The sequence below is a fragment of the Nocardia asiatica NBRC 100129 genome (genome assembly GCF_000308415.1).
GTDB classification, from domain to species: domain Bacteria; phylum Actinomycetota; class Actinomycetes; order Mycobacteriales; family Mycobacteriaceae; genus Nocardia; species Nocardia asiatica.
In genome coordinates this window covers 59,862-73,965 of sequence record NZ_BAFS01000041.1, presented here as the reverse complement: position 1 = coordinate 73,965, position 14,104 = coordinate 59,862, and the positions used below count along the sequence as shown (strand labels likewise).

10 protein-coding genes and 3 pseudogenes are annotated in these 14,104 nt (G+C 69.5%); 4 read left to right on the top strand and 9 right to left on the bottom strand.

Features of this window, described 5'->3' with window-relative positions; genetic code table 11:
- Positions 1–150 precede the first annotated feature (150 nt).
- From glmM to ON27_RS43835, 8 genes and pseudogenes are all read right to left on the bottom strand, one after another.
- The gene (glmM, locus tag ON27_RS05140; protein WP_043720064.1) at positions 151–1,527 is read right to left on the bottom strand and encodes a phosphoglucosamine mutase; all 1,377 of its coding nucleotides are present in this window, start codon (positions 1,525–1,527) and stop codon (positions 151–153) included.
- 215 nt (positions 1,528–1,742) lie between these two features.
- The gene (gene rpsI / locus ON27_RS05135) at positions 1,743–2,252 is read right to left on the bottom strand and encodes a 30S ribosomal protein S9 (RefSeq protein WP_043720061.1); all 510 of its coding nucleotides are present in this window, start codon (positions 2,250–2,252) and stop codon (positions 1,743–1,745) included.
- Positions 2,249–2,692 carry a 50S ribosomal protein L13 gene (gene rplM / locus ON27_RS05130; protein WP_040864934.1) on the bottom strand — a complete coding sequence of 148 codons (444 nt, stop codon included), beginning with the start codon at positions 2,690–2,692 and terminating at the stop codon, positions 2,249–2,251. The genes rpsI and rplM overlap by 4 nt, the downstream gene beginning before the upstream one ends.
- Before the next feature lie 176 nt (positions 2,693–2,868).
- On the bottom strand, positions 2,869–4,545 hold the full coding sequence (locus ON27_RS44620) for a hypothetical protein (protein WP_043720058.1): 1,677 nt from the start codon (positions 4,543–4,545) through the stop codon (positions 2,869–2,871).
- Between the two features lie 100 nt (positions 4,546–4,645).
- Positions 4,646–5,416: pseudogene (locus ON27_RS46090) on the bottom strand (ABC transporter permease); the annotation flags it as partial.
- Positions 5,417–5,785: 369 nt separating this feature from the next.
- Positions 5,786–6,244, bottom strand: a pseudogene (locus tag ON27_RS46085) (ATP-binding cassette domain-containing protein); the annotation flags it as partial.
- Between the two features lie 174 nt (positions 6,245–6,418).
- Positions 6,419–6,640 (bottom strand): annotated as a pseudogene (locus tag ON27_RS46080) (FHA domain-containing protein); the annotation flags it as partial.
- A gap of 35 nt (positions 6,641–6,675) precedes the next feature.
- Positions 6,676–7,164 carry an FHA domain-containing protein gene (locus tag ON27_RS43835; RefSeq protein WP_169334486.1) on the bottom strand — a complete coding sequence of 163 codons (489 nt, stop codon included), beginning with the start codon at positions 7,162–7,164 and terminating at the stop codon, positions 6,676–6,678.
- 108 nt (positions 7,165–7,272) lie between these two features.
- Between ON27_RS43835 and ON27_RS05110 the strand changes: the two genes are divergently transcribed.
- Complete coding sequence (locus ON27_RS05110; protein ID WP_063711278.1) at positions 7,273–8,718, top strand: neutral zinc metallopeptidase; 1,446 nt, start codon at positions 7,273–7,275, stop codon at positions 8,716–8,718.
- 72 nt (positions 8,719–8,790) lie between these two features.
- Here the strand turns inward: ON27_RS05110 and ON27_RS05105 are convergent, their stop codons facing one another.
- A complete protein-coding gene (locus tag ON27_RS05105) occupies positions 8,791–10,170 on the bottom strand; it encodes an FHA domain-containing protein (RefSeq protein WP_043720051.1) in 1,380 nt (459 codons plus the stop codon).
- Positions 10,171–10,315: 145 nt separating this feature from the next.
- On the opposite strand from ON27_RS05105, the gene ON27_RS05100 reads away from it, so the two are divergent.
- From ON27_RS05100 to ON27_RS05090, 3 genes are all read left to right on the top strand, one after another.
- Entirely contained in the window at positions 10,316–11,521 is a 1,206-nt protein-coding gene (locus ON27_RS05100; RefSeq protein ID WP_043720048.1) for a DUF7373 family lipoprotein, read from the top strand.
- Positions 11,522–11,631: 110 nt separating this feature from the next.
- Positions 11,632–12,831 (top strand): DUF7373 family lipoprotein, encoded by a 1,200-nt coding sequence (locus tag ON27_RS05095; RefSeq protein WP_086007429.1) that lies wholly within the window; start codon positions 11,632–11,634, stop codon positions 12,829–12,831.
- Positions 12,828–14,057, top strand: coding sequence for a DUF7373 family lipoprotein (locus tag ON27_RS05090; RefSeq protein ID WP_043720041.1), 1,230 nt, complete (start codon positions 12,828–12,830; stop codon positions 14,055–14,057). Before ON27_RS05095 ends, ON27_RS05090 begins: the two co-directional genes overlap by 4 nt.
- The last annotated feature ends 47 nt before the right edge of the window (positions 14,058–14,104 follow it).

Genomic DNA, 14,104 nt, shown 5'->3' with positions numbered 1-14,104 from the left:
TTTCGAGCGAAGCGAGACCGAGCATTGCCCGTTCGCGGCCCGGCTCGCGTTTGCGCGGCCGCCGCGCAAGCGACGAAGGAGCAAGCGGCGGCCGCGCAAACGCGAGCCCCAAAGGGGCCGCGAACACCCAGCGCCGCAGGCGCTGGAAAACTACACAGCCGCCACCCGCTTGGCCAGGTCGTCCGCCAGTTGGCGCGCCTGGGCCGGGTCGGTGGCCTCTACCATCACTCGTACCAGTTGCTCGGTGCCGCTCGGGCGCAGCAGTACGCGTCCGGAGTCACCGAGCGCTCGCTCCGCTTCCAGCACCGCGTCTCGGATCTCGGGTGCGCGTGCGACTACGGTTTTGTCGCTGACCGGCACGTTCACCAGGATCTGCGGGACGGGTTGCAGCACGCTCGCCAGATCGGCGAGGGTGCGCCCGGTTCGCGCCATCCGCGCCATCAGGCGCAGACCGGTGAGGATGCCGTCGCCGGTGGTGCCGTAGCGCGGGAACACCACGTGCCCGGATTGCTCGCCGCCCAGCGTGAAGCCGCCGCGCCGCAATTCCTCGAGCACGTAGCGGTCGCCGACCGCGGTGGTGCGCAGGGTTATTCCGGCTGCCCGCATCGCGATGTGCAGTCCGAGGTTGCTCATCACCGTGGCGACCAAGGTGTCCGCGGTCAGTTCGCCCGCCTCGTGCATGGCGAGGGCGAGGATGGCCAGGATCGCGTCGCCGTCCACGACGTTGCCGTAGGCGTCGACGGCCAGGCAGCGGTCGGCGTCTCCGTCGTGCGCGAGGCCGAGGTCGGCGCCGTGCTCCAGTACGGCGGCCCGTACTTGGTCGAGGTGGGTGGAGCCGCAACCGTCGTTGATGTTGAGTCCGTCCGGCTCGGCGTTGATGGCGATCACCGTCGCGCCCGCCTCGCGGTACGCGGCGGGCCCTACCTCCGAGGCGGCGCCGTGCGCGCAGTCGACCACGACGGTCAGCCCGGACAGGTCCTGCCCGGTGGCCTCCACCAGGTGTTCGACGTAGCGCTCGTGGGTGCCCGCCAGGCTGTACTGGTCCGGGACGGCCAGCCCGTGATCACGCGCGCCGGCCGCGTTGCGTACCCGTCCGATGCCCGCGCCGGTCGGGCGGAAGGGCGTCTCCGCGTCGACGAGCACCTCGATCCGGTCCTCGATCGCATCGTCGAGTTTGTGCCCGCCCGCGGCGAAGATCTTGATCCCGTTGTCGGGCATGGGGTTGTGCGAGGCGGAGATCATCACGCCCAGGCACGCGTCGTACAGGCCGGTGAGATAGGCGACGGCCGGTGTCGGCAGCACTCCCACCGAGAGCACGTCCACCCCCGCCGCGGTCAGCCCCGCGGTCACGACGGCCTCCAGCATCTCCCCGCTGGCCCGTGGGTCGCGGCCCACCACCGCGAGCGCACGCCTCTTGCCTCGGCTCAGGATCTGCGCGGCCGCGCCGGAGACGCGCAGCGCGAGCTCCGGACTCAGCGACTCGTTGGCAAGCCCGCGGACTCCGTCGGTGCCGAACAACCGTCCCATACCTCGCCCCTCATTGGTGATCTGTGGCGTGAGCGTCGGCCCGGGAGGCACCGGCCTGTGCACCACGAAGGCCCCGCGAACGCCGCGTCTTCATACAGCGCGAGAGCAGGCGACCAGCTGTTCGCTGGGAGCCTGCTCTCGTACAGCTGCCGCGACGACCGTACCGCGTCCGGCATCGCGAGGATGCCGGACGCGGAAGGTCGACGATGCCGAAATCAGCGCTTCGAGTACTGCGGCGCCTTGCGCGCCTTCTTGAGACCGTACTTCTTGCGCTCGGTGGCACGCGGGTCACGGGTCAGGAAGCCGGCCCGCTTCAAGGCGGGACGATCCTCCGGGGTGACCTCGATCAGCGCGCGGGCGATGGCCAGCCGCAAGGCGCCTGCCTGGCCGGACGGGCCGCCGCCGACCAGGCGGGCGTGCACGTCGAAGGACTCGGTGCGCTCGACGGTCACCAGCGGCGACTTGACCAGCTGCTGGTGCACCTTGTTCGGGAAGTAGTCCTCGATGGTGCGGCCGTTGAGCACGAAGTTGCCGGAGCCGGGCAGCAGGCGCACGCGCACGACGGCCTCCTTGCGGCGGCCGACGGTCTGCACCGGGCGGTCGATCACGACCGGGGCGTAAGACGCCGAGACCTCGGAGTCCTCGTAGCCCGCGCCGTCCTCGACAGCCTCGGCGGCGTCGAATTCCTCGACGAAGTCCTCGTTGAATTCCTCGGGAGCGGTCACTGGGCCACCTGCTTGATCTCGAACGGAATGGGCTGCTGGGCGGCGTGCGGGTGCGTCGGGCCCGCGTAGACCTTCAGCTTGCCCGCGATCGCGTTACCGAGCTTGTTCTTCGGGATCATGCCCTTGACGGCCTTCTCCACGAGCCGATCGGGACGGGTCTCCAACACCTGACCGACGGTCCGCGACTTGAGGCCGCCCGGGTGCCCGGAGTGGTGGTGGATGAGCTTGTCCTGCCGCTTGTTGCCGCTGATGGCGACCTTGTCGGCATTGATGATGATGACGAAATCGCCACCATCGACGTGCGGGGCGTAGGTCGGCTTCGTCTTGCCACGCAGCAGATTCGCTGCCTGAACGGCGAGACGGCCGAGCACTACGTCAGTGGCGTCGATGACGTACCACTTACGGGTCACGTCACCCGCCTTGGGGCTGTACGTAGGCACAGTGCTTCCCTGTCTGTCGTCGGTGTTGCCAGCCGAGCGTGTGGTCGAGTGGTTCCCGGCGGCCGGTGGAGACCCGGGACTCGGCATACGTTCGGGCGATTCACCAGGATTCGACCGGACGTTCCACACGCCAACGAGCCACGATACCAGTGGGGTATCGGGCGGAAGAAATCGCGTCAGATCTCGATCGGAGGGCCGAGGTCGATAGCGCCGGGCGGGCCGGGAACCAGGTAGCGCAGAGTGTCCACCTCGGGCCGCGCGCACTCCGCGATGCTTTCCTGAGCTTTCCGATGGTGTCCCCGCGCGGTAGTGACCCCCGGCTCGGGCTGGACGAGAGCGTACGGAACGGACGGACACGCGGCGGAATCGGCGAGTTCGTCCGTGACGACCGATTCCGCGTCGAGGACGGCCGGCTGTGCGGTCAGCTCCACCCCGTCAGCCCCGGACGGCAGGGCGACCACAGCCAGCGCAACCGCTCCGATGACGGTGTTGGCTCCGAACAAATTGCCTTTCATCTTGTTCCAGAGCTTGCCTTTGCGCTGCTGGTCCTCGTCCTCGGGCTCCGAAGCCGGGGCCGGCCACCCGCCTTGGTGCTGTTGCCCTGGGTACGGCCCCGATCCCGGCTGCGGCGGCCGCGGCCCGAGCGGCGGCACCGGCCCACTGGGCGGCCCCGACGGCGGGGCCTCGCCCCCCGTAATCCGGTCGGCTCGGTCGTCGGGCGCGCTGGGCGGCCGGGTGAAGCGGCTGCCCAGCTCGGCGAGGTTGGGCGGGAGGCCGCGCGGCACCTCATCCCGCCCGATCCTGGTGGTCGCCTCGTCGGGCTGGGTGGGGTATCCGGGCCCGTACTGGACGCCGGGCACCGGCCGGACCGGCGGCTGCTCCTGGTGGTACGGCCCGGCCTGCGCCGGTTGCGGCGGCGTGTGCTCGGCCTGCGGCCGCGCGTCCATCGGGCGCTGCGGGACGGGCGCCGGTTCGGCGTGCCTGCCCGCGGGCTCCGGCTCGCCCGCTTCGGTGTCGCTCACCAGCAGGTGCGCCGCGCCGAGCACGAGCGCGTGCATCGGGTGGTCGGCCACCTGCAATCGATGTCCGAGATGGTTCTGGAAGGCCAGGCGCAGCGCGTCGTTGAATCGCACGTTGCCCGACAGCAGGACCGTCGAGGTGTCCGCGCCGATCGAACGGGCCGCCGCCATCACCTCGATCACGACGTCGTCGGCCGACCGCGCGTCGCGCATGGCCTCCGCGTCGACGGGGACGTCGACCGACTCGGTGGGCTGTTCGTCGTCGCCGTGCACCGCGACCACCAGCATGCTGCGGCCGTCGGAATACACGCCCGTCGCGCCGATGCCGCGCGGCATCGTCCGATCCGGCGGCTGCACCAGCCCGAGCGCGCGGACGTAACCGGACAGCGCGACGCTCTCCGGCAGCGGCTCCACGACGACGTCGAGCTGTTCCACCATCGCGGCGTACATCTCCACCTTCTCGTCCGGCCAGTTGTCCGGGAAGGGCAGCGCCACCAGGTCCGGTTTGCCGCGCAGGTGCTTGCCGATCTCCGCGAGCGGGTTGTACATGCGCGCACGGAAGACCAGCTCGGCGGGCCAGGTCGCGCCCGCCACCACGATCTGCGGATGTCCCAGGATGTCGCGCACGTCGGCGATCGCCATCCCGAGATCAGGTCTGTTGCGTTCCACGCCCGCCGTGTGCAACCGGCCCGACGAATCCGCCAGCAGATAGGCCGGCGGCGTCCACATGCCCTCCACCTGCACCGGGCGGATGGGAATGCCACCGCCGCCGGCGGCCACGGACACCACATCCCAGCCGAGATGCACTGCCCCTACTCGCACCGTCACAGGCATAAGTGTGCCCGGTCCGCGGCCGAGATGCTCGTCGTTGCCTTCCCGCGCCGCTCGGCGCCGTTCCGGCGCGCCGGGACGCTCGCGAACCGTTCGGACCGCGTCACGCCGCCGACTTCTTCAGTCGCAACCGGCGCCAGGTGAACAACGCCAGCACCAAGGTGATCAACAGCAGCACGCCCACATTCAGCGCCCAGATCTCCGGCTTGTGCTGCCACAGCGTGTCGGGCTGCGCGTTCAGGAACAGCTCGCGGATGTTCACCGTGGACGCGCCCGAGGCGTATCCCCAGCGCGCCGGGAACAGCCAGGACACCTGCTCGAGCACGACACGGCCGGTGACCGGGATCAGGCCACCCGCCATCACCAGCTGGGCCATGATGGCCACCACCAGCAGCGGCATCACCTGTTCGTTCGATTTCGCCAGCGACGAGAGCAACAGGCCGACGACCACGCAGCAGATAGCGGTGAGCGCGATATCGATGTACAGCTCCGCGCTGCCGGAGGCCAGCACCGCTCCCTCGCCCGGGCGCTTCTTGCCCGCGAGCACGATGCCGACCAGCACCGCCGACTGCAACAGCGCGGTCAAGCTGAACACGGCGATCTTCGCCATCAGGTAGGCCGAGGGCAGCAGTCCGACGGCGCGTTCGCGATGGAAGATCGTTCGTTCGCCGACCAGGTCGCGCACCGTGAGCGTGGAGCCCATGAAGCAGGCGCCCAGAATCAGCACCACCAGTAGCTGCTGCGTCTCGCTGCCGCCCTCGGGCACGAAGCTGCCGTCCGGCAGCGCTTTCAACGCGCCGCGCTGGAAACCGTTCTTGCCCGGCACCACCAGCGACAGCCCGCCGAGAATGAACGGCAGGATCACCAGGAACGTCAGATAGCCGCGATCGGCGAGGATCAGCCGGACCTGACGGCGCGCCAGGGTGGAGAACTGCTTGCCGCGGCTGGACTGCGGTGGACTGCCCGCGGACCCGTACGGTTGCTGTGGCGGCGGAGGCGGCGGCGCGAACGCCTGCCGGGAACGGTAGGCCGCGAACGCCTGGTCCGGATTGGCCGCGACGTTGGCGAAGATCTCCGCCCAGTCGCTGGTGCCGAGCGCCGCGCCGACCCCGGCCGGGTTGCCGCAGTAGGCGGTCTTGCCGCCGGGCGCGAGCAGCAGCACCTGATCGCACATGTCCAGGTGCGCCACCGAGTGGGTCACCACGATCACCACGCGGCCCGCGTCGGCCAGTTCCCGCAGCATCACCATGACCTGGCGGTCCAGTGCCGGGTCCAGGCCCGAGGTCGGCTCGTCCAGGATGAGCAGCGACGGACCGGTGAGCAGTTCCAGCGCCACCGAGGCCCGCTTGCGCTGACCGCCGGACAGGCGATCGACCCTGGTGTCGGCGTGCTCGGTGAGCGAGAGCTCCTGCAGCACACCGTCGATGACCTTCTGGCGGTCGGCTTTGCTGTTGTCGCGCGGCAGTCGCAACTCGGCCGCGAAACCGAGCGCCTGGCGCACCGTGAGCTGGCGGTGCAGCACGTCGTCCTGCGGCACCATGCCGATCCGGGAGCGCAGCGCCTCGTACTCGGCGTGCAGGTTGCGCCCCTCGAAGGTGACCACCCCGCCGGAGGGCCGGGTGGTGCCCGCGATCAGGCGCGACAGCGTCGACTTACCGGCGCCGGAAGGGCCGATCAGCGCGGTGAGCGTGCCCCGGCTGGCCGACATGTTCACGTCGACGAGCAGTTGCTTGTTGCCCTCGACGGTGAAGCCGACCCCGTGCACCGCGAGCCCCTGCTCGGCGACCGGCTTCTGCCGGTGCACCAGCGTGCCCTGCTGGACGACGAAGTCGACGTTGCCGACGGTGATGATGTCGCGCTCGCGCAGCACCGCCCGTTGCTGGCGGTGCCCGTTGACGAAGGTGCCGTTCGCCGAACCGAGATCCTCGATGACCAGCCCCTCCGTGGAGGCGACCAGTCGGGCGTGCTTGCGGGAGGCCAGCGGATCGTTGACGACGATCTGGTTGTCGGTGGTGCGGCCGATGCCGAGGCCGGTCTGGGGAATCCGGTCGGCGCGGGCAATGGGCGCCGTGCTGGCCCTGGCCCGGACCGGGGGCATGTTCGAGGTATCGGCCCTGGTGGTCATGTTGACGTTCAGCGCGGGCGCGGGCGCGTCCTGGGGCGCCGGGTACTGCGGACGCTGGAACTGCTGCGGCGGCCGCCGGACAGCGTGCGGCGGCGGGCCCGGCTGCGGCGGCCCCGGCTGCGGCGGAGCCTGCTGTGGCGCCTGCGTGGGGCGGGCGCATCGAAGGTCGTTGCGGGGGGCTGCGGGTTCGCGGGCAGCAGGTGCAACAGCGGGCCGCTGATGGCGTCACCGAGCCGGACCTGGGTGGGACGGTCGATGGACACCGGCTGGGTCAGCCTGCGCGCGTCCACGAACACCCCGTTGGTGCTCTGGTTGTCGGTCAACACCCAGGCGCTGCCCTGCCAGGCCAGCGTCGCGTGGACACGCGAAACAAGCGGGCTGTCGACGAACAGCATCACCTCCGGCGCGCGGCCCATCGTGACCTGCTGGCTCGAATCGAATACTCGTTCGTTTCCATCATGGCGCACGGTGATGGTCTGCGCCCCCGGTGAAGACATGCAGCGGATACTATTCCATCACCCGGACATCGGCGGTGCCCCCGATGCGCCAATTGCCCCGATCCGGCGACCGATGTGAACGCTGTGCCGGCCGACAAAGGGGGAGCCTTGCCGAGAGTCGACGCGACCGCGATCGTCGCGGCTCTACTGGGGATTCTGGTGCTGGCCTGCGGATGCACCCGCTCGGTGGACGGCAGGGCGGTCTCCATCTACGACGATCCGTTCAAGGTCGCCGGGCTGCCCACCACGAGCGGCCCCAGCGGGCCGCGCACCGGCGTCGCCGACAGCCCGCTGACCGCGGCCAACGGCGACGGAGGTGCCGTGGACACCCTGGCGCTCAACGCCGTCGACGACATCCAGAGCTACTGGCGCGGCGCCTTCGGCAAGGAGTTCCAGGGCGAGTTCAAGCCGGTCGAGAAGCTGTTGTCGTGGAACGCGAAAGCCGGCCGCGGCGAGGCGGTCGAGTTCTGCAAGGAGTCCACCTACCGCTTGGTGAACGCCGCCTACTGCCGCCTGGACAATTCCATCGGCTGGGACCGGTCGGTCCTACTTCCCACCATGGAGGAGACCTTCGGGAAGATGGCCGTGGTGATGGTGCTCGCGCACGAGTACGGGCACGCCGTGCAGACCATGGCCAAGCTCGTCGGGCCGAAGGACCCGGTGATCGTCAAGGAGCAGCAGGCCGACTGCTTCGCGGGCGCGTTCATGCGGCACGTCGCCGAAGGCAAGGCCGCGCACTTCACCATCAACACCTCCGACGGCCTCAACTCGGTGCTCGCCGCCACCGTCGCCATCCGCGACTCCGACCCCGACGATCCGGAAAGCGTGCACGGCTCGGCCTTCGAGCGCGTCACGGCCGTGCAGATCGGTTTCACCGACGGTCCGCGCGCCTGCAAGGGCATCGACATCGATGAGGTCAACCAGCGCCGGGCCAACCTGCCGCAGACCTTCAGCGACGACGCAGGGCACGGCGAGCATCCGATCACGAAAGAAAGCCTGGTCGAGCTGACCAAAGCGCTCCGAGCGATTCTGCCGGTCGAGGACGAGCCGACCTACGACTATTCCCGGGCGAAGATCGAATGCCGCAACGGCGTTGTCACCGCGCCGGTCTCGTACTGCCCGGCCGCGAACACGATCGCCACCGACATACCCGGGCTCGCCGAGCGGGGCGCCTTCGCCGTGGACGAGGACGACCCGCTGCCCATCAAAGTGACCGGGGACTACAACGGCTACATCGTGTTCATATCGCGATACACGCTGGCCGTCCAGCAGAACCGCGGCCAGAGTCTGGTCGGCGCCAAAACCGCGCTGCGCGCGGCCTGTCTGTCCGGCGTGGTCACCGGCAAGCTGGCCGAATCGGGGCGTCCGGTCAACCAGGGCGACATCAAGCTCGCCGCGGGCGATCTCGACGAGGCGGTCTCCGGTCTGCTCACCGACGGTCTGGCCGCGAGCGACGCCAAGGGCAAGACCGTGCCCAGTGGCTTCTCCCGGGTCGATGCCTTCCGCGCGGGCGTCCTGAACGGGGAAAGCACCTGTATGGCGCGCTATTCGTAAGGAGTGTCGCCGCAGCCGGACGACTCCTGGCGCCGGCCACGCATGGTCGGTGCGGACAGCTCACGGGGCGAATCAGCGGCCGAACGGCGGCGGTGCGGCCAGTTCGAAGCGGAGCACCCGGTTGCCGAGCATGATCTCGGCGCCGGGGAGGAGCACCATGGACTGGTGCGGCGCCAGGCGCACCCAGTCGCGGTAGCCCGGCAACCGGGTGCGGGTGCCGTTGGTCGAACCGCTGTCCACCACCGTCACGTCCCAGTTCACCAGGCGGATCTCGGCGTGGGCCCGGGACATGCCACCGGAGGCGTCCTCGACGCGCAGCGGGACGAGCCCGCTGTCGGCGGCCGGGGAACGCTCCGGATCGCGGCCGATCACCGCGTCCGCGGCGAGCATGTAGGTCATGCCGTCATCGAGGATCAGCATCCCCAGCGGCGGGCGGACCACTTCGATCAGCGCCTGGGTCTGGTCCACCGGCATCCCGCAGACGGTGCAGAACGCCGATCGAGGATCGCTGGGATGCGCTCGGGCGCATTTGAATCCCATCACCTTGACGGTCAGCGCGGTGGCCTTGGCGGTGGCCTCCAGCCTGCGCTGCAGTTCCGGGTCGGGCTGCGGCGCGGGATTGGTGCCGCCCACCTGGGTGGGCGCGTGATGTGGGTCGATCGGCGGCGGTTCGATCGGCGTCTGCTCGGCCTCCGCGTCGAGCATCGCGGTGGACGGCGCGGTCGGGTACCGAGGTGGTCCGGCGGCGTGCCGTGGGGCGGGTGCCGATTGCGGTTCCGGCGGGGGCGGCTGATGCCGCTCGGATTCGGCTCGCGGCTCGGACTCGATGCGCGCTGTCGCCGGTGGAGCCGTCTCCGGGCGGCGATGCGCGCCGGCGGGACGGGACGCCCGGCCACCGCTCCACCACTCGCCGCCGGAGCCCTCCGTCCACACGATCGCGCCACCCGCCTGCGCGATGCCCTCGACCAACCGGCCGATGCCGCGCTCCGGGGGCAGATCCGGGATCCGGCCCTTCCCGTCGTCGACGAACAAGGCCGCCGCCCGCGCGGGAATCTCGGCGACGCGGTCCACCGTGAACGCGGCGTCGCTGCCGCGGTACTGCTCGACGCCGCCGGCACCGACCAGCACGGCGGTGACCGCTCCGTGCAAGAAGATCGCCACGCCTCCGTGCTCGGCGGTGGACAGGATGCCGAAGTCGATCGGTTCGCCCGGGCTGATCCGCTCGGCCTCTTTCATGAGCCAGCGCGTCGCCTGCCGGGCCACCAGGGCGCCGGGCCCGTCCGGCTCCCGGTCGGCCGCCTCGCGCACGAGTGCGGACAGTGATGCGAGGGCGACGGCCGCCGGCGAATCCTCGGTCGGCCTACCCGTTCTGCGATGCGCGACGACGACGACCGCGCCCGCGACCCTGGCCACGGCGTGACTGCCTGCGACGACCTCGACCTGCCGATCCATCAACGCTATCGGCCTCCACCAGGGGTGTAATGCGGGGTCGTCGCCACACCGACAAGGGTATTGCAATACGAACGCCGTCGGTCCCCCTGCCCGCCGTCCGTCGGGTAACTTCAGTGTCAGCAACGGGAGGAACGAGGGGCCTGAGATGGTTCGGACGCAACGCATCGCACTCACCGCGTCTTGCCTGGCACTGGCAGGGATGCTGACCGGTTGCGCAGGCGTGCAGGGTACGCCGACCGCGGGTGAGATCGATGTGCGCATGCTGGAAGTCGGCACCTATCCCGTCGACAAGCACGAGTACAGCCAGGAGTCCGGCGGCAAAGGCGCGCTCTTGGAAGGCATGCGGATGTCCGACGCCGTGGTCCCGACTGTGCGCATCGACCCAGCGCTGAAGTACGGGCGCGGCAGCACCGTCGTCGTGGACGCCGAGCAGGCGCTGGACTTCGTGGCCAAGGTGTCCAAGCCGGTCTTCGACAACCGCAAGCTGGTCGTCGGATACGCCGCCAGCGGCGCCGACCGGCCAGATCCCGCCGGCCAGACCAATCCGTCGCCGGAGGCCACCGCCGTCACGAACGTCGTGTTCCGCTTCCCCGACGAGTCCACCGCGAAGCTCGCGGCGCGCGAACTCGAGGACGTCGACATCGCCGTCTCGCCGGACAACCGCAAACTGACCTCCACCGAATTCGCCGACGCGTTCATCCACTGGCGGCCGGGCGTCGCCAACGTCGGTGCCTTCATGGCGCACAAGGAATTCGTCATCTCGCTGTTCATCCAGCGGCCCACCGCGGACGGCGACGACTTGGTGAAGTGGATCGACAAAACCCTCGCCGCCGAAGTCGCGCAACTGGACAAGTTCACCGCGACCCCGATGAACAAGCTGGACACCCTGAAGGTGGACCCGGACGACCTGCTGGCTCGCGTCGCGGTCGCCGACCGCAAGAACCGCGCTCCCGACCCGGCGGCCTTCGCCGTCTACGGCGGCTACCACACGGTGCACCGCGCCGACGACGAATCCACCCACCTGCGCCTGATCGAGGAGGCGGGTGTGGATCACATCGGTCTCGTCGACGACAGTTACGTCGCCCGCACCCGCGACGCGGCCGCCGCCCAGAAGCTGCTCACCGGCCTGCAGGAGAGCGAGGGCGCCCACTACGACCCGATCAGCGCTCCCAAGGACGTCCCCGGCGCCAAGTGCCTGCAGCTCAACAGCAAGGGCGACCCGGATCGGGAGTACAAATACCGGTGCTATGTCGCGTACAAGCGGTACGTCGGAGTCGTCACCAGTGATAAGGAACCCGACGTGCGACAGAAGGTCGCCGCGGAGTATGCGCTGCTGGCGAACAGTTTCTGAGATCGGAACCGGTAGGCGCCGACGCCATCGCGGTCCCCGGCCGCGGGTGGGCCGAAGTAGGATTCCGGCGCAACTACCGCAGTTAGGGGAGGGAAGTGCAGCACGGCGCCATGTCGAGATCCATTCGAACCGCCTGTGCCCTGGTGCTGGCCGGGGTCGTCGCCGTCGCGGGCGGTGCATGTGGCGACCCGGAGGCCGCGCCCGAGCAGTCCGCGCCGCCTGTCGACCTGGCGCAGCTGGACGTGGGTAATTACGCGACCCAGCCACGCTCGCTGGGGACGGCGAAGAATCCCGAGCAGGCGCGCATGATCGAGGCGGAGCGGCTGGCGAACTTCGTGCCCCTGCCGTCGGACATCGACCCCGCGTTCGTCACCGCGAATCCGTCCATCGCCAAGGTGTTCCTGGACCCGAAGGGTTCGCTCGGGCGGATCATGGACGTCTCCCGCTTCGCCGAGGCCGCGCCTGATTTCGTGGCCGGGTTCCTGAGCAGCGCGGGCAGCGCGCCGGACAACCGGGGCACCGATCTGGTCAACGCCATCCTGATCTTCCCGGACGAGCAGAAGGCCGCCGCCGCGGCGGCGGCCCTGGAACGCGTCGACTTCGAGGCCAACAACCGGAACACGCCCGTACAGATCCCGAAGTACCCCGCCGCCCACGCGCACTGGCAGCCGACGGACCAGTCGATCGGGTCGTGGTTCGCCACGGGGAAATTCGTCGTCTACACCTGGGTCTACGACTACGTGAAGATCTTCCTCGAGAAGGTCGACCTGCCCCCGTTGATCACCTTGGTCGAGAAGAGTCTCGACACCATCGTCCCGGCGATCGGCCGATTCACCCCCACCCCGGTCGACCAGCTGATGACCTTGCCGATCGACATGGACGGCATGCTCAACCGAGCCCTGCCACGTCCTCGGGAAGACTCCTGGATCGACCCGCCGGGCGCGTACACGGGCCAGGGCGCGCTGCACTTCACCATCGATTCGGCCGAGGACCGCAGGATCATCGAAGCGGCGGGAGTGGATCGGTACGCCACCGACGGAACCGACCTGTTCCGCACCCGGGACACGGCGGCCGCCGTGCAATTACGCGAGGAGCGCGGCGGTCTGACGAAGAAGTTCCGCGCGGCCCAGGCGCCGAAGGGCTTGCCCGCGGCGCACTGCAAAGAGTACATCGGCAACAAGACGGTCGTCGTCCGGTACTACTGCTCGGTGACCCACGACCGGTACGCCGCGTTCGCGTGGTCGCATCAGCTGCTCGACGCGCAGCAACGCATCTCCGCCCAGTACGCCCTGTTGGTGAATGCCGCATGACCACATTCCGCACCGCCGCCGCGGCTCTCGCGTGCGCGCTGACCGCCGCCATCCTCACCGGCTGTGGCTCCACCACACCGGGCGTCGCGCAGCCCGGGGAGATCGACATCCGCCGCCTCGACACCGGCAACTACCCCACCGAGCCGCCGAACGCGCACGACGACGACTACCAACCGCTGTTCATCGACATGGGTAAGGTCGCCGCGATGCGGCTGGCCGATCACGTCGCCTCCGCCTACGACATCGATCCCCGGATGAAGTACAGCTGGACGCCCGCGAGCGTCAGCAAAGGGGTGCTGCCCGGCGAACTCGGACGCCCGGAGGACATGCGGCCGATCGCTGAGCGCAACCGGTTGATGTACGGGTTCCACACCAACGGGTCCGATCAGAACGTCAGCCTGTTCGCCTCGGGCTGGCCGACCAAGCCCCGGCCCAATTCCACGACAGTCGCCACGACCGTCATGCAGTTCCCCGACCCGGAGCGGGCCCGCCAGGCCGCGACCGAGTTCCACGACGCCGATCTCGGCGCCTACCGCGACCAGAACGAGCCGGTCACGCTGCCCCGGCAGCCGCAGGCACGAGCGCACTGGCGTCCGGGCTCGCCGTTCCTGCGCGCGGTGCTCGCGCACGGTTCCTACGTGGTGTCGTTCCTGGTCTCGGCCAACGCACCCGACCGCAACGCCCTGATCGGCCTGGCGGAGAAGGCCTACGACGTTCAATTGCCACTGCTCGACCAGCTGCCCCCGCTGACCGAAGAAGAGATGCTGCGGCTGCCCTGGGACCCCGACCATCTGCTGAGCCGGACCCTGAATCCGGCAAAGGTCCAATCCCCGAGTTACGACGACTCGCACGCCCTTTTCGGCCTGCGCGGAATCATCCAGTACGCCGAGGACCGCGATTACGCGAAACAACGTTTCACCGCGATGGGGGCCGAGAAATTCGCGGTCTCCGGCGGAACGCTGGTCATTCGCACCGCGAGCCGGGAAGCGGCGCGCCGGGTCGCCGCGGAACGCATCACCCCCACGGTGGTCGCGGGACCGGCCGATCCGCCGCCACACCTGCCGGATTCGGCCTGTGTGGAGAACCGGTCCGGGCTTTTCGACGACCGGCGTTTCACCTGCGTCGTCGCGTACAAGGAATACGTCGGATTCGTCGCCGCGAATCAACTGCTGGACGCTCAGCAGCGCGCCGCCGCACAGTATTCCATTTTCGCGAACAGCCGATAATGCGGCACTTTCGCCGCTTCCCGGGTCCGATATGCTGCGTGGCGAAC